General features: G+C 71.5%; 14 protein-coding genes. 5 read left to right on the forward strand and 9 right to left on the reverse strand.

Going from position 1 to position 14,440, the window contains the following annotated elements; all coding sequences use genetic code 11:
- Window positions 1-190: 190 nt before the first annotated feature.
- Window positions 191-610: a hypothetical protein gene (locus tag D7X32_RS38000; protein WP_120607420.1), complete on the reverse strand. Its 420-nt coding sequence runs from the start codon at window positions 608-610 to the stop codon at window positions 191-193.
- Window positions 611-702: 92 nt separating this feature from the next.
- Here D7X32_RS38000 and D7X32_RS38005 point away from each other — a divergent pair, with 92 nt between their 5' ends.
- Both D7X32_RS38005 and D7X32_RS38010 read left to right on the forward strand, forming a co-directional pair.
- Window positions 703-4,290, forward strand: a complete 3,588-nt coding sequence (locus D7X32_RS38005; RefSeq protein ID WP_120607421.1) for a tetratricopeptide repeat protein — start codon at window positions 703-705, stop codon at window positions 4,288-4,290.
- A gap of 52 nt (window positions 4,291-4,342) precedes the next feature.
- Window positions 4,343-4,687, forward strand: a complete 345-nt coding sequence (locus D7X32_RS38010; RefSeq protein ID WP_120607431.1) for a hypothetical protein — start codon at window positions 4,343-4,345, stop codon at window positions 4,685-4,687.
- Here D7X32_RS38010 and D7X32_RS38015 read toward each other — a convergent pair.
- The 4 genes from D7X32_RS38015 to D7X32_RS38030 all read right to left on the reverse strand — a co-directional run bounded on the left by D7X32_RS38015 (window position 4,684) and on the right by D7X32_RS38030 (window position 8,444).
- On the reverse strand, window positions 4,684-6,738 hold the full coding sequence (locus D7X32_RS38015) for a RecQ family ATP-dependent DNA helicase (RefSeq protein WP_120607422.1): 2,055 nt from the start codon (window positions 6,736-6,738) through the stop codon (window positions 4,684-4,686). The genes D7X32_RS38010 and D7X32_RS38015 overlap by 4 nt on opposite strands.
- Before the next feature lie 52 nt (window positions 6,739-6,790).
- Window positions 6,791-7,051 (reverse strand): DUF3006 family protein, encoded by a 261-nt coding sequence (locus tag D7X32_RS38020; protein WP_120607432.1) that lies wholly within the window; start codon window positions 7,049-7,051, stop codon window positions 6,791-6,793.
- Entirely contained in the window at window positions 7,051-7,812 is a 762-nt protein-coding gene (gene radC / locus D7X32_RS38025; RefSeq protein WP_120607423.1) for a RadC family protein, read from the reverse strand. Before radC ends, D7X32_RS38020 begins: the two co-directional genes overlap by 1 nt.
- 173 nt (window positions 7,813-7,985) lie before the next feature.
- Window positions 7,986-8,444 carry a Crp/Fnr family transcriptional regulator gene (locus tag D7X32_RS38030; protein ID WP_120607424.1) on the reverse strand — a complete coding sequence of 153 codons (459 nt, stop codon included), beginning with the start codon at window positions 8,442-8,444 and terminating at the stop codon, window positions 7,986-7,988.
- A 63-nt stretch (window positions 8,445-8,507) separates the two neighbouring features.
- On the opposite strand from D7X32_RS38030, the gene trxB reads away from it, so the two are divergent.
- Genes trxB through moaC form a run of 3 tightly spaced genes read left to right on the forward strand, consistent with a single transcriptional unit; the run spans window position 8,508 to window position 11,150 of the window.
- Window positions 8,508-9,491 (forward strand): thioredoxin-disulfide reductase, encoded by a 984-nt coding sequence (gene trxB, locus D7X32_RS38035; RefSeq protein WP_439329041.1) that lies wholly within the window; start codon window positions 8,508-8,510, stop codon window positions 9,489-9,491.
- 34 nt (window positions 9,492-9,525) lie between these two features.
- Entirely contained in the window at window positions 9,526-10,713 is a 1,188-nt protein-coding gene (locus D7X32_RS38040; protein ID WP_120607426.1) for a trans-sulfuration enzyme family protein, read from the forward strand.
- Complete coding sequence (gene moaC / locus D7X32_RS38045; protein ID WP_120607427.1) at window positions 10,710-11,150, forward strand: cyclic pyranopterin monophosphate synthase MoaC; 441 nt, start codon at window positions 10,710-10,712, stop codon at window positions 11,148-11,150. The genes D7X32_RS38040 and moaC overlap by 4 nt, the downstream gene beginning before the upstream one ends.
- Here moaC and D7X32_RS38050 read toward each other — a convergent pair.
- The 4 genes from D7X32_RS38050 to D7X32_RS38065 all read right to left on the reverse strand — a co-directional run.
- Window positions 11,147-11,716: an NUDIX hydrolase gene (locus tag D7X32_RS38050; RefSeq protein ID WP_120607428.1), complete on the reverse strand. Its 570-nt coding sequence runs from the start codon at window positions 11,714-11,716 to the stop codon at window positions 11,147-11,149. The two genes, moaC and D7X32_RS38050, sit on opposite strands and share 4 nt — an antisense overlap.
- 14 nt (window positions 11,717-11,730) lie before the next feature.
- Window positions 11,731-12,555: a SirB1 family protein gene (locus D7X32_RS38055; protein WP_171449020.1), complete on the reverse strand. Its 825-nt coding sequence runs from the start codon at window positions 12,553-12,555 to the stop codon at window positions 11,731-11,733.
- An 85-nt stretch (window positions 12,556-12,640) separates the two neighbouring features.
- Complete coding sequence (locus tag D7X32_RS38060) at window positions 12,641-12,916, reverse strand: hypothetical protein (protein WP_120607429.1); 276 nt, start codon at window positions 12,914-12,916, stop codon at window positions 12,641-12,643.
- Window positions 12,917-12,933: 17 nt separating this feature from the next.
- Window positions 12,934-14,440, reverse strand: a 1,507-nt coding sequence (locus D7X32_RS38065; RefSeq protein ID WP_120607430.1) for a YiiX/YebB-like N1pC/P60 family cysteine hydrolase, incomplete at its 5' end; no start/stop codon positions are given.

The following is a 14,440-nucleotide window of genomic DNA, read 5'->3' on the forward strand; positions in this document are numbered from 1 at the left end:
GGGTCAGGGGGGCGGGGTGGTTGGCATCCGCATTGCTCTAGAGACCAGGCAACACGGCGAAGTCGCAGCGGGCCGGAAGTACCGCGCGACATCGTCACCCTGGTAGGGGGTTCCATTGGGGAACCCTCGACGCCCATCGTCTCGGCCGGCCCCGAGACGGTGGGCGACTTTTTTGCGGGGTAGGGAACCGCTACTCCAGTTCGCCCGCGAAGGGTCCTGACTGCTGCTTCTCCAGCAGCCAGACGCCGTCCCGGAAGATGAACTCCGAGGTGACGGTGTCGGTCTGCTCGGTGACGGAGGGCAGGCGCATCCACTGGATGCGGCTGTGGACGGTGGCGTGGCGGCCGTCGTCGGCGAGCTTCACGTCCTCGATCTCGAAGTCGGTGACGGTGAGGTCGCGCTCGTCGTGGAGCTGGCGGCGCTGGTGTTCGAAGTCCTTGCGCTCCTCGGGGACGAGGAAGCTGGACAGGGCGCGGTAGTTCCTCCAGCGCAGGTTCTTGTGGAAGCCCTCCACGACGGGCTGGAGTGCTTCCAGGTCCGACTTGGGAGGGGTGTGGGCACAGGCCCCACCGAGGACCAGGGCGACCATCAGGGCAGGCAGGCGTTTCATGCGCGCGACGCTACCAGCCGCTGGGCGGAACGGACGAGGGCAGTGCTATGGTCCGCGCTCCCCCGCCAAGCACACCGGAGTCGCGACTCAACATGGCCAAGTCGATGGTGGAGCGTTACGAGCAGCTCCTCCGGCAGGACCCGACCTCTTCCGTCTTCGTGGAGTTGGCGAAGGCGCTGCTGGAGAAGGGAGACGCGGCGCGCACCATCGAGGTGTGTACGCAGGGCATCTCCCACCACCCCACGTCCACCGTGGGGCGGGTGCTGTGGGGCAAGGCCCTCATCCAGCTGGGGCGGCCCGCGGAGGCGATGGAGCAGTTCGACCAGGCCATCGCCATCGAGCGGGACAACCCGTACGCCTACAACCTCATTGGCGACGTGCTGCTTCAGCGCGGGCTGTACCGGTCCGCGCTGCCCATCCTGCGCAAGGCCGTGGCGCTGCAGCCCAACAACGGGCGCGTGAAGCAGTGGTTGGATCAGGCCCAGCAGGCCCTGTCCGGTGGGCCCGCGCCCATCTTCGAGGACCTGGGCATCCTGGCGACCCCGGCGGCGGCGCCCGTGGAAGAGGAGCCGGAAGCGCCGGGAGCGGAGGCGCAACCGTCCGCGTTCGATGCGCGTGCCGCCGCGGCGGCCGGACTGGAGCCGCGCCGTTCCGCCCGGACGGAGACGCCGGCGGGTGGCGTGGATGCGCAGTCCGCCGCGAAGGTCGGATCCGTGGAGGCGCATGGCGGGCCCATCGCTGCGTCCGGAACGCCGGTGCCGGAGGACGCGCGGGGCGATGTGACCGTGGAGGCCAGCGGTCCGTCCGTGGCGGGCGAGCAGGCTGCGGCACCCGGTGTCCCGTCGGATCCGGGGCAGGAGCCCGGTTCGGGGCGCGGACGTGCCGTCAGCGGTGGCCCGTCGGATCCGGGACCTGGCGCGGCGGACGTCGCGCCGTCGGATCCGGATCAGGGCGCTGCCCCGGTCTCGGGTGGCCCTTCCGCGTCCGCGCAGACGGCGGCTCCGGGCCCCTCTGGCCGCGGGCGCAAGTCCGGGATGCTGGCGGACCTCCCCGATGCGCCTCCGGCGGATGAACCCTCCGCGTCGCAGGGTGGGGGATTGCTGGGGGACCTTCCGCCTCCAGAGGCGGCGCGGGCTCGCGCGGCGGTGCCGGTGACGCCGGCTCCGGTGGCGTCGGCCGCGGGCGGCAAGCGCTCGCTGCTGGACGACATCCCGGATGCGACGGAGCTGGCGGCGGCCTCGGCCCGCAACAAGGCGGCGGCGAACGCGAAGGACACGGAGGCACTCGCGGCGAAGTACGAGCGCGAGATGCACGAGAAGATCGCCAAGGAGCGCGCGAAGCAGTCGCTCATCGAGCGCTATGGCGCGAAGACCGTGGCCCTCTTCGTGGCCCTCATCTTCCTGGGCGCGAGCGCCGGCTTCTTCATCCTGTACCGCTCCCGCCAGGGCGGTCAGACGCTGTCGGAGACGCTGGAACTCGCGAAGCGCGCCGTGGCGCAGGACACCGGGGCGTCGCTGGATGAAGCGCTCCGGCAGCTCGACCGCGCGCGGGACATGGACGAAGCGAGCCCCGCCGCCTGGGCGCTCGCGGGCTACGCGCACGCGCTGCGCTACCTGGACCACGGCGCCAATGCCGACGACCGCCGCCTGGCGCTGGAGGCGCTGGAGAAGCCGGGCGTGAAGGACGGCTTCAACGGCCTGGTGCTGGCCACCAACGCGCTGGTCGCCGACGACCGGGGCCGCGAGTCCGCGCGCCGCGCGCTGCTCGCCTCGCAGGACGACGTGACGGAGGTGCACGCGCTGGCGGGCAGCCTGCTCATCGCCGCCAAGGACGAGAAGAAGGCCCTGGACCGCTTCGACCGCGCGCTCAAGGCGTCGCCGGGCAACGTCCGCGCGCTGGTGGCGCTGGGCGACTACTACTTGGCCTCCGAGGACTTCCCGCAGGCGCTGGAGATGTTCAAGCGCGCTCGCGAGGTCTCCAAGGAGCACCCGGCCGCCCGCATCGGCATGGCCGAAAGCCGGCTCGTGCTGGAGCAGGACCTGGACGCGGCGCTGGCGGACGTGGCGCCGCTCGCGCAGGACCCGAAGCTGCCCCCCGCGCTCCAGCCCCGTCAGCAGCTGGTGCACGGCGAGCTGTTGTCCGCGCTGGGCAAGTACGACGAGGCGCGCACCATGCTCTCCAAGGGCGTGCAGGGGCCGCTGGCCATGGACTTCCAACTGGCGCTCGGGGCCGCGGGCCGCGCGGCGGGCAAGCTGGAGGCCGCGCAGCAGGCCTACGAGGCCGCGCTGAAGCTGCAGCCCAAGAGCGAGGCCGCGAAGGAGGGCCTGGGCCGCACGCTGCTGGACCGCGACCGCGAGAAGGAAGCGCTGCAGCGGCTGGAGGCGGACGGTGGCCGCAAGGTCTCGCTGGTTCGCGGCGCGGCGTACGCGCGGCTGGGGGACTGGAAGCGCGCCCGCGTGGAGCTGGGCAAGACGCGCGTGAACGACCGCTATCCGCCGGAGGCCGTCGCGTGGCTCGCGCTGGCGGACGCGAACGAGGGCAACGGCGCCCAGGCGCGCGACGTGCTGGAGAAGGCGCTGGCGAAGAAGCCGCGCACGGACCTGCGCGTGGCGCTGGGGCAGGTGTACTGGCGCGAGCGCGCGCTGGACAAGGCGCAGACCCAGTTCGACGAGGCGCTGAAGGATCCGCGCGACTACGAGGGCGCGTGCTCACTGGGGCGGCTGCTCCTGTCGCGCGGCCTGCCGGACATGGCGCTCAAGCCGCTGACGCAGGCGGTGGAGCGCAACGGTGCGCACGGCGAGGCGCGCGACGCCCTGGGCCGCGCGCTGCTGGCGCTGGGCCGCACGCCGGAGGCGCTGAAGCAGTTCGAGGCGTGGCAGCTGGACAACCCGGGCAACGCGGCCGCGCACAAGGGCTTCGCGCTGGCGCTGTACCAGTCCGGCCGGCGCAAGGAGGCGGAGGGCGCGTCGGGCCGCGCGGTGAAGCTGGCGCCGGACGACGCGGAAGGGCAGCGGCTGCGCGCGGCGCTCCTGTTCGCCAACGGCGACGCGAAGGGTGGCTTCTCCGCGCTGGAGCGCGCCAACAAGCTGGACTCCAAGGACCCGGACACCTTCTGCGAAATCGCCCAGGCGTTCCTGCGCCAGGGGCAGGTGGAGAGCGCGGACGCGGCCTTCGCGGCGGCGCGGCGCGAGGGGCCGGACGCGACGTGCGGCCGCGTGGGCGAGCTGTACACGCAGCTGCCGGGCGGTGGACGTGGCGCGGCGCGCACGCTGCAGGACCTGGCCGACAAGGCGCCCACCGTCTGGGACAAGGCCTTCGCCCAGGTGACGCTGGCGCGGGTGCTGCTGGGCGCCGGGGCCGTGAAGGAGGCCCGCGCGGCGGCGGACGAGGCCGTGAAGCTGGCCCCCTACAACGGGCGCGCGTACCTGGCCCTGGGGCTGGTGGCCTTCAAGCAGCGGCAGGAGGCCCCCGCGCGCGAGGCGCTGGCCAAGGCCGTGGAGCTGGAGCCCACGGACGGCCTGGCGCACCTGGCGCTGGCGGACGTGCTGGTGCGCGAGACCTCGGAACTGCCCCGGGCGGTGGAGGCCTACGAGGCCTTCCTGAAGCTCGCCGGGGGGGCGCCGGAGGCAAATCGGGTGAAGAAGGCCCTTCCGCTCCTCAAGCGCCGGGCGTCGCGGTAGCGTGGTCGACGTGAGCGAGCAGCGGCCCCCGTCCTCCCCCCTGCTGAAGGTCATGTGGGGCAACGCCTTCCTGCTGTCGGTGCTCTACCTGCTGACGGGCATCGTCGTGGAGTCCATCCGGCGGCGGTACCACGCGCCCTTCTTCGAGCGCCTCTCCATGGCGCTCGACTCGCTGCCGGCGCGCGCGCTGGAGCTGACCCACGCCATGGAGCCGCTGCGCGCCGCGTACTTCACCGGCCGCATCACCGACCTGGGCGTGCGCGTCGTCTTCGGCGTCGTCACCGTGGCGGTCATCTTCCTGCTCGCCCTGGTGGTGGGCGCCATCATGGCCGTGCTGCGGTGGGGGCTGCTGCGAGCCACCCGCGGCGGGAACGGCCGTCCGCCCGGAAACGGCTAGCGGCGCGACTTCGCCTTGCGGATGCGCGGGGCCACGGGCGCCACCTGCGGCTCATGGCCCGCGGCGCGCGCCATCAGGCAGATGTCCACCACCTTGGGGCCGAAGCGCTCCCAGCGGCTCTCCCCGGTGCCCTTCACGGCGAGGAAGGACTCGCGGTCCACCGGCAGGGCGGCGGCCAGCCCCAGCAGCGTCGCGTCGTTGAAGATGATGAAGGGCGCGATGCCCAGGTCCTTGGCCAGGTCCTTGCGCCAGCGGCGCAGCTCCGTGGACGCAAGCTCGCTGAACACCCTCACCGGTGCCCCGGACGCGGCCGGCATGGCGCGCGAGGAGGAACCCGCGGGCTTGGGCATCATGCTGCCCGCGCACCGGTCGCACGTGCCGCACACCGCCGCCGCGTCCGCCTGCCCGAAGTAGCGCAGGATGAACGCGCGCCGGCACTTCGGCGTGTACGCGTAGTCCGCCATCCGCTTGAGCATCAGCCGGTTGTGCCGCTCCTGTTCGCGCACGCGGCTCAGGTCCACCGTCAGCTCACGGAAGGGAACGCGCTCCAGAACACGGATGGAGCGCCCCGCGAACGGCCGGCGCACCCGCACCACGCCCGACTTCTCCAGCAGACCCAGCGCATGCCGGACGTCGTCCTCCGTCAGCCCCGTGCGCCGCGCGAGGATGGGCAGCTCCGTGGTGGCCTGCCGCCCCACGGGGAAGGTCTCCAGCAGCGAGCGCAAGAGCCGCTGCGACTCCGCCGCGTGCGGCTGCGCACTGGCGGCCTTGTCCGTCAGCGTGAGCCCGTACTCGCCTTCACCCCGGCCGCCGCGCTCCAGCTTGCCCTCGCGCTCGAAGATCTTCAGGGCGGCGGAGACCTCGAACTCGCTGGCGCCCACCATGCCCGCGAGCACGTGCACGCCCCGGTCGAACTCCTCCACGGCCTGGAGCTGCGCCCACACGTCCGACAGCACGGCTTCGGACGGGTGGCTGCTCTCGATGAGGCGCTCCTGCGTGTACACGTCCGCGTGGTTGAACAGGAGCACCGCGGTGGCGGGGTTGCCGTCGCGGCCCGCGCGGCCAATCTCCTGGTAGTACGCCTCCACCGCCCGGGGAATGTTGGCGTGCGCGACGAAGCGGATGTCCGGCTTGTCGATGCCCATGCCGAAGGCGTTGGTGGCCACCGCCACCGCCTCCTTCGCGGACATGAAGTCGTCCTGCGCGCGGCGGCGGGCGTCGTCCTCCATGCCCGCGTGGTACAGCACCGCGTTCACCTTGCGCGTGACGAGCGCGGAGTGCATCCCTTCCGCCGCCTTGCGCGTGGAGCAGTAGATGATGCCGCTGCCGCCCTTGGCCGCCAGGCTCGCGCACGCGTCCCGGCGCTCCTCGTCCCCGCTGACGTTCACCACGTCCAGGAAGAGGTTGGGCCGGTCAAACCCCTGCGCGAACACCGCCGGGTCCTTCATCAGGAGCACGCGGACGATGTCCTCGCGCACCTCCGGTGTCGCCGTGGCGGTGAGGGCCACCGTGCGCGGAGGCCGCAGCCGCTTGCGCACCTGTCCCAGGAGCGCGTAGTCCGGCCGGAAGTCGTGGCCCCACTGGGAGATGCAGTGCGCCTCGTCCACGGCGAACAGCTCCACGCCCAGCCCGGCCACCAGCTCCAGGAAGCTTGCGCTGCGGAAGCGCTCCGGCGCCACGTAGAGCAGCTTGTACTCGCGGGCGCGCAGCTTGCGCAGGCGGTCCGCCCGCTCCACGTCCGACAGGGACGAGTTGATGTACGTGGCCGCGATGCCCTTCGCGGTGAGCTGCTCCACCTGGTCCTTCATCAGCGCGATGAGCGGCGACACCACCAGCGTGATGCCCGGCAAGAGCAGCGCCGGGAGCTGGTAGCAGAGCGACTTGCCCGCGCCCGTGGGCATCACCACCACGGTGTTGCGGCCGCTCAGGACGGAGCTGATGACGGGCGCCTGGCCGGGGCGGAACTCCGACAGTCTGAAGTGCCGCACCAGTCCCTGCTGGGCATCTTCGAGAAAGGGCAGGGACTCCGTCATCGCGCGCATGTTCATCATCCTGGATCGGCCGTCAACGCCAATCCCCTCCGTGGGCACCGGTGCCTCCACCTCACAGCTCGAGCCCCGGAGGAAGGGGAACCGCCAGCGCGGCCCGTTTCCGCGCCACCTCGCGCCGCAGCGCCTCCGTCCGCTCCGGGTCCAGGCGGCCGTCCACGACGACGTCCCCCTCGCGCGCTCCCGGTGGCAGCCGCCAGCGCTCCACCGTGCACGCCTGCCCGCTGTCGCTCCGCACCACCTGGGCCCGCGTGTCCTCCAGCACCTCCACGCGAATGGGGCTTGCCCCCAGCGCCAGCAGCACGCCCGCCCCCATCACCAGCCCTCGCCCGTGCCGCACTTGCGCCGGCCCTCCCGCTCGCTGTCCGGCAGGATGCCCCGCTCCAGCATCGACACGAACGCGCTGTCCCCCACGACGACGTGGTCCAGCAGCTTCACGCCCAAGAGCCCCGCCGCCCGCGCCAGGTGCTCCGTGAGCCCCACGTCCTGGACGCTGGGCTCCGGGTCTCCGGAAGGGTGGTTGTGCGCGAGCACGATGGCCGTGGCCCGCGAGGAGAGCACCGCCGCGAACACCTCCCGTGGATCCACGGGGCACGCGCTCAGCGTTCCTTCCGCCACCCGTGCGTCGTGCACCAGCACGTTGCGCGGGTTGAAGCACAGCACGTGGAATACCTCTCGCCGCAGCGCCCCCAGCGTGGGCGACAGGTACGCGTGCACCTCCTGCGGCGTGCGCAGCCGGGGCCGCTTCTCTGGAGAACGCTGGGCGCGCCGCCCCAGCTCCAGCGCCGCCAGCAGCCGGGACGTGCGGACCGGCCCCACGCCCCGCCGCGCGCACAAGACGCGCGGATCCTCCTGCAACAGAGACTTGAGCCCGCCCCTCGCCACGCCGTCCGTCGCGTCCCCCAGTCCCTCCGTCCACAGAAGCCCCAACAGCTCCAGGTCGGTGAGGGCCTCCGCGCCCAGCCGGAAGAGGCGCTCGCGCGCATCCCCCAGGGCCGCGCCGCGCGCCCTCACCGACCTGCCACCCGTGGCTTCCCCTTCGCCCGGCTCCGCCCACGCCTCTCCACCTTGTTCCATCCCGCCTCCGTCCACGCGGCTCGGGCTTGAGCAAGGCATGTGCCCTTCAGGGCTCACTCCTGGACGCCGGGGCCAACCCCGTCCAGCGATGCGTGAAGAGGCCCCGCGGCGGGACGGACAGCGATGCTCCACCCGCACTCCTGGCGTGCGAGGAGCCAAGAAGCAGCCGGTGGTTAGAAGCGGGAGATGGCGAAGAAGCCCTTGATCTTCTCGTTCGTCTCGCGAAGCCGCTCGCTCAGCGTGCGGACGAACGTCCACAGGAGGACGTAGGCCAGGTCCTTGTCCGTGAACATCAGCTGGTCCAGCTTCGCGCGCTCGATGACCCACACCGTGCAGGAGCTGTGGGCGATGGCGTCCGCGGAGCGGGGCGAATCCTCGATGACCGCCATCTCCCCGAAATACTGGCCGGTTTCGAGGATGGCCAGCGCCTCCTCCCCGATGCCCGGCACGGATTTGGAAATGCGCACCTTGCCGTCGGCGAGGATGAACATGTCCTGGCCGGTGTCACCCTCCCGGAACAGGAAATCTCCGGCCACGTAGGTTCGCGGCTGGGCAATCCGGGCGACCTTGGCGAGCTGGCCCTGGGTCAATCCCTCGAAGAGCGCAACCTTCTTGAGGACAGCGGCATCCATGGGGTCCAGGTTCGTATCATGGCCAGGACGGCGGCGTCTGTTACCGTCCGGGCCCGTAAACGTATGAGCGCAGGAGGCGCCGTGTCGCAGGACAAGATCCAGAAGGTCACCATCATCGGCTCGGGCCCGGCGGGGTACACCGCCGCCATCTACGCCGCGCGCGCCAACCTGGAGCCCGTCGTGTTCGCCGGCGGTCCCACCCTGGAGCACCCGCAGCGCGTTCCGGGTGGCCAGCTCATGGTCACCACCGACGTGGAGAACTACCCCGGCTTCCCGGAGGCCATCACCGGCCCGGAGCTGATGGAGCGCTTCCAGAAGCAGGCGGAGCGCTTCAACACGGTCATCCACATGGAGAACATCACCAAGGTGGACTTCTCCCAGCGGCCCTTCCTGCTGGAGAGCGAGAGCGGCATCAAGATTCGCTCGGAGACGGTCATCATCTCCACGGGCGCCACGGCCAAATGGCTGGGCGTCAAGGGCGAGGACACCTACAAGAACCGCGGTGTGTCCGCGTGCGCCACCTGCGACGGCGCCTTCTACAAGAAGCAGGATGTGCTGGTGGTGGGCGGCGGCGACACGGCCATGGAAGAGGCCACGTACCTGGCGAAGATCGTCAACCACGTCACGCTCATCCACCGCCGTGACTCGCTGCGCGCGTCCAAGGTGATGCAGGAGCGCGCGCTCAACAACCCGAAGATCTCCTTCATGTGGAACTCCGCCGTGGAAGAGGTGGTGGGCGGCGCGAAGGGGATGACGGGCGCTGTCGTGCGCAACCTCAAGACGGGCGACAGCCAGCTGGTGAACGCCACGGGCCTGTTCGTCGCCATCGGCCACACGCCGAACACGGAGCTGTTCCAGGGCATCCTGGAGACGCACCAGGGTGGCTACCTGAAGACGATTCCGGGCAGCACGCGCACCAACATCGAGGGCGTCTTCGCCTGCGGCGACGTGCAGGACAGCTACTACCGCCAGGCCATCACGGCGGCGGGCACGGGCTGCATGGCCGCCATCGACGCGGAGCGCTGGCTCATCGAGCACGGCGAGTAGTCACCCCTTTTCGTCCCAGCGAGACGACACGCGCATGAGCACGAAGCAGAAGACGGTCGCGGTGCACGCGGGCTCCCGGCTCACCGGGAGCAAGGCCGTGCCCGTCATGCCGCCCATCTTCCCGGCGGCGGTGAACTGGTTCGACAGCAGCGATGACCTGTCCGACGCGCTGGACGGCAAGGACTACGCCTACGCCCGCATCAGCGCGCCCAACGCCGCGCTGCTGGAGGAGGCGGTGGCGGCGCTGGAGGGCGCGGAAGCCTGCGTCGCCTACGCCAGCGGCATGGCCGCGCTGCGCTCGCTGTTCGACGCGCAGCCGTGGAAGGCCGGGGACGTGCTGGTGATGCCCACGGACGGCTACGGCGTCACGCGGGCGCTCTACAAGAACCTGTGCGCCCGCTGGGGCGTGGAGCTGCGGCCGCTCGACCAGATGTCCCCGGACGCTCCCGCGCGCATCCGCGAGTGGCGCCCGCGCCTGGTGCTGGCGGAGAGCATCTCCAACCCGCTGTTGCGCGTGCCGGACATCCGCGCGCTCGCGCAGGCGTGCCGTGACGCGGGCGCGGTGTTCGCGGTGGATGCGACGTTCCCGTCGCCCTTCGGCCAGCGCGCGCTGGAGCTGGGCGCGGACTACGCGGTGCAGTCCACCAGCAAGTGGCTCAACGGCCACAGCGACGCGCTGGGCGGCACGGTGAGTGGTTCGAAGGCGCGCATCGACCCGCTGCGGTCCGCGCGCATCCTGTCCGGCGACGTGCTGGGACCCTTCGAGGCGTGGCTCACGTTGCGCGGCCTGCGCACGCTGCCCGTCCGCATGAAGGCCCACAACGAGCACGCCGCCCACGTGGCGAAGCGGCTGTCGGATTCGCCGCTGCTGGAGCGGGTCCTCTACCCGGGCCTTGCCTCCCACCCGGACCACGCGGTGGCGGCGCGGGTTCTGGAGGGCGGCTTCGGGCCCATGGTGGCGTTCGAAATCAAGGGCGCGGGGCAGAAGGAAGGCGACCGGTTCCTGGAGGCGCTGCGGGTGGCGAAGCCCGGACCGTCGCTGGGAGACGTAGGCACGCTGGTGATGCACGCGGCCAGCGCCAGTGCCCGCCGGATGACGCCGCAGGAGCGCGCCCAGGCGGGGATCCGCGACAGCCTCATCCGCGTGTCCGTGGGGCTGGAGGATCCGGACGACGTGGCGGACGACCTGCTCGCCGCGGTGGCGAAGGGGGCCGGCCGGTGAAGATGGTGGATGTCGGCGACAAGCCGAAGACGGAGCGCGTGGCGGTGGCCACCGCGCGCCTCAAGATGCTGCCCGCGACGCGCGAGCGCATCCTCGCGGGGCAGGTGGAGAAGGGCGACGTGCTCGCGGCGGCGCGCATCGCCGGCATCATGGCCGCCAAGCGCACCCCGGACTTCGTGCCCCTGTGCCATCCCATCGCGCTCGCGGGCGTGGATGTGACGCTCACGCCCGTGGACGAAGGGCTGGAGGTGCGCGTGCGGGTGAAGACGGTGGACCGCACGGGCGTGGAGATGGAGGCGCTCACGGCCGCGTGCGCGGCGGCGCTCACCGTCTATGACATGTGCAAGAGCGTGGACCGGGGCATGGTCATCGAGGCCGTGCAGCTGGACCACAAGTCCGGCGGACGCTCCGGCACCTGGGAGCGCGAGCCGGCCTAGCGCTTCGCTTCCGCGCGCAGCCGCTCCAGGAAGAAGGCCACCACCACCAGCGAGTGCGTGATGTGGCCTTCCAGGATGAGCCGGGGCAGGTCCGCGCGCGGGTACAGCTCCACGGCGATGTCCTCGCCGTCGTCCGGGTGCCCGTCGCTCACGCGCTCGCAGTCGAGCGCCAGGTAGCTGAAGCACCGGTTGGACTGGAAGGCCGGGTTGGGGTGCACGTCGCCCAGCGGCTCCAGCCTGCCGGCGCGGTAACCCGTCTCTTCTTCCAGCTCGCGCACGGCGGCCGTGGCCGGGTCCTCGCCCGGGTCGATGACGCCGCCCGGCACCTCCAGCGTCGCCGCGTCGATGCCGAAGCGGAACTGGCGCACCATCACCAGCTCGTCCTTCGTCGTCACCGCGATGACGTTCACCCAGTCCGCGCACTCCATCCGCACGCGGCCGTGCTCCAGGTTCGTGCGCGGGTCCGCCACCATGTCCTCGCGCACCTTCACCACCGTGAAGTCGTGCACCAGGCCCCGGCGCAGACGCGGCCAGGGCCTTACTTTCGACTCAGGCGCGGACGCCATGGGGAGATTCCCTTTCAGTTGAGCAGCTCGGCCCGCTCGCGCAGCTCGCGTGCGGACAGCTCCAGGCGCTCGCGGTCCGGCGCGTCCGGTGACAGCTCCAGGCAGCGCTCCACGTCCTTCAGCGCCGCGCGGAAGGCGCCCAGGGTGGTGAGCAGCGACGCGCGGGTGCGCAGCTCGCCCGGGTGGTCCGGGGCCAGGAGCAACAGCAGGTCCACCACCGCCAGCCCCTGCTGGCTGTCGTCGCGCCCCAGGTACACGCGGCGCAGGTTGGACAGCATGCGGTACGCGATGAGCTCCACCGGCGCGGGCGCGAGCATCGCCCGGTCGAACCTGAGCTGCGGCGCCACGCGCTTGAGCAGCTCCTCGCAGCCGTGCTCCGTGAGGATGTCGCCGTGGTGGAAGGGGTCCATCACCAGCTTGTGGTCGCCCGCGTCGCACGCCACCAGGAAGTGGCCCGGGAAGGGGACGCCGTACAGCGGGATGCCCGCGCGGCGCGCCACCTCCAGGTAGAGCACTGAAAGCGTGATGGGCAGCCCCACCTTCCGCTCCAGCACCCGGTCCAGGAAGCTGTTGTCCGGCGAGTGGTAGTCGTCCTCGTTGCCCCGGAAGCCCTCGATGTCCGCCAGCACGTGGCGCAGGGCGCGCAGCGGAGCCAGGGCCTCGCCCTTCTCGCGCAGCCGCTCCGCCTCCACCTGCACCCTCGCGGCGAGCGCATCCAGCGTGTGCAGACACGCCGGCGCGTCCAGGTCCTCACGGCCCAACGTGGCGATGGCCAGGGCCGCCAGGTCCAGCCGGGGCGGGTCCGCGGCCAGGGAAGACACCAGCCGCTCGCGCGCCAGGGGCGGGCCGAATCCAGAGGGAAAACTCACGGTGCGCACCTGTAACCCACGGAAGCTCCTCACGGCAAAGGCAGGCAGCCGAGCGTCAGGCGCCCGGCGGTGCCGCGGGCAGGCGGCCCTTGATTTCCGCCCGGATGGCCATGTGCGCGGAAATCAGGCCCGCGAGGATGCCGTCCTCGAACTCGAAGGAGGGGTGGTCCTTCAACTGGGGGAAGTCGTGCGGGTTGCGCAGCTCCTCCGGCCCGATGTTGGGCACCGCCTCGCGCGCCAGCCGCAGCACCTTCGCCTGCTGCTGGGCGATCATCCGCTCGTAGAGGGGGGAGGCCAGGGCCAGGAACTCGTTCGCCGTCTCTTCCGTCATCGTGTGTGCCTCTAGCCTCACTCTTGGGCGATGTCCCACTTCATGCGTCGGTAGGTGTAACGGAAGGCCTCGGCGTTCGCTTCGACGGCGTCTCCCTGGGCCTCCCGCCCGTCCAGGAAGGCGACGAAGTCGAACTGGCGGCCGGGCTGGCCGTACTCGGCGTCGAACACGCGCACGATTTCGTTCGCCGGCAGCGTCCTGCGCCCCGCCACGCTCACCAGGGGGATGTCCAGGCCCTTCATGTCCTTGGACGGGGCATAGGACTTCCACACCAGCTCCGTGCACACCAGGGACTGGTCGGAGAAGAAGTCGAAGTTGAAGTCGTACGGCCGGCCCTGGAAGGTGAAGGCGCGCAGGATGGCGCGGGCCTTGTCCACCGCGGACACCCGGGGCCGCAGCACGCCCAGGTAGTCCACGTGCATGCCGTGCTCCACGCCGGTGAAGCTCACGCCCTCGCTGATGGATTCGATGATGCGCACCGGGTCTCCGTGCGCGTCCTTGCCGGAGTACTCGGCCCACTTGGCGGGGAACGCCTTCGCCAGGTGGCCGGTGAACGTCTCAGGGTGGCCGGGCAGGGTGGCCACCCAGGCCTTCACGTCCGGGTCCGCGTCGAAGGTCTGGGCCAGCTCCTGCGCGGTGCCCACGTACAGCTCCGCGTGCGGCCAGAAGCCCGGCAGGCCGATGTTGGACAAGAACCAGTTCTGGCGCGCGACCATCACGTCGCCCGGGGCCATGCGCGGCAGGAGCGCCAGCGTCTGCTCCCGGGAGATGAGCGGCTTGCCCAAGCGGTGCACGCGCGTGTCGCCCATCCATTCCGCCACCGTCTTCTGCACCGGGAACACCGCGCGGGCGGTGGTGTCCTGGGTGAGGTCCGCGGCGGCCCTGGCGAAGAGCACCGGACCCCGCTTCAAGAGGCGCGCGCGGGCGGTCCGGCTGTCCTCCCGCATGGCCTGGAAGAGCGCGGGGACGCCGGGCTCGTTCATCACGCCGGCCTTGGTCAGCACCGGGTGCAGCGTCGCGCGGTAGCCGTCGCCGGTGAAGAGCTGCGTGCTGGTGCCCACGTGGACGACCTTCTCCTTGAAGTGGCTGAAGGCGCGCGCGGGCAGGCCGTACTCGGGGCCGGGCTCATCCAGCAGCACCTGCAGCTGCGCCTGTCCTCCGGTGAGGTCCGCGAAGGCCATCCCCTGCGCCAGCTCCGCCGCGAGCGCCGCGTGGGTGAGGAGGAAGCCCCAGGCGTGCTTCCTGGGCTGGGTGAGGGCGGGCACCTTGAGGAAGTCCCAGTAGCGCTGGCGCACCACCTCCGTGGACACGAAGCAGTCGAAGAAGGCGGCCCAGGTGGACACCAGGAGCTGCTTCTCGTCCGGGGTGTACGGCACGTCCGGTCCGCGCCGGTACAGCGCCTTGGAGCGGAAGGCCTCATCGCGCAGGCGGCGAAGCCCGTCGGTGCCCTGGCGCAAGGCCTCCAGGTCGCGGCGGGCCTGGGCGACGAAGGCTGCGTCGTCCAGCGCGTAGACGTCGCGTGGG

Origin of the sequence: Corallococcus carmarthensis, from assembly GCF_003611695.1 — a bacterium.
In the GTDB taxonomy this organism is placed as follows: Bacteria; Myxococcota; Myxococcia; order Myxococcales; family Myxococcaceae; genus Corallococcus; species Corallococcus carmarthensis.

Excerpts from the sequence above, each read along its gene's own strand:
- D7X32_RS38000 (WP_120607420.1), bottom strand. The coding sequence starts at position 610 with ATGAAACGCCTGCCTGCCCTGATGGTCGCCCTGGTCCTCGGTGGGGCC.
- D7X32_RS38005 (WP_120607421.1), top strand. The coding sequence starts at position 703 with ATGGCCAAGTCGATGGTGGAGCGTTACGAGCAGCTCCTCCGGCAGGAC.
- D7X32_RS38010 (WP_120607431.1), top strand. The coding sequence starts at position 4,343 with ATGTGGGGCAACGCCTTCCTGCTGTCGGTGCTCTACCTGCTGACGGGC.
- D7X32_RS38015 (WP_120607422.1), bottom strand. The coding sequence starts at position 6,738 with ATGATGAACATGCGCGCGATGACGGAGTCCCTGCCCTTTCTCGAAGAT.
- D7X32_RS38020 (WP_120607432.1), bottom strand. The coding sequence starts at position 7,051 with ATGGGGGCGGGCGTGCTGCTGGCGCTGGGGGCAAGCCCCATTCGCGTG.
- radC (WP_120607423.1), bottom strand. The coding sequence starts at position 7,812 with ATGGAACAAGGTGGAGAGGCGTGGGCGGAGCCGGGCGAAGGGGAAGCC.
- D7X32_RS38030 (WP_120607424.1), bottom strand. The coding sequence starts at position 8,444 with ATGGATGCCGCTGTCCTCAAGAAGGTTGCGCTCTTCGAGGGATTGACC.
- trxB (WP_439329041.1), top strand. The coding sequence starts at position 8,508 with ATGAGCGCAGGAGGCGCCGTGTCGCAGGACAAGATCCAGAAGGTCACC.
- D7X32_RS38040 (WP_120607426.1), top strand. The coding sequence starts at position 9,526 with ATGAGCACGAAGCAGAAGACGGTCGCGGTGCACGCGGGCTCCCGGCTC.
- D7X32_RS38050 (WP_120607428.1), bottom strand. The coding sequence starts at position 11,716 with ATGGCGTCCGCGCCTGAGTCGAAAGTAAGGCCCTGGCCGCGTCTGCGC.
- D7X32_RS38060 (WP_120607429.1), bottom strand. The coding sequence starts at position 12,916 with ATGACGGAAGAGACGGCGAACGAGTTCCTGGCCCTGGCCTCCCCCCTC.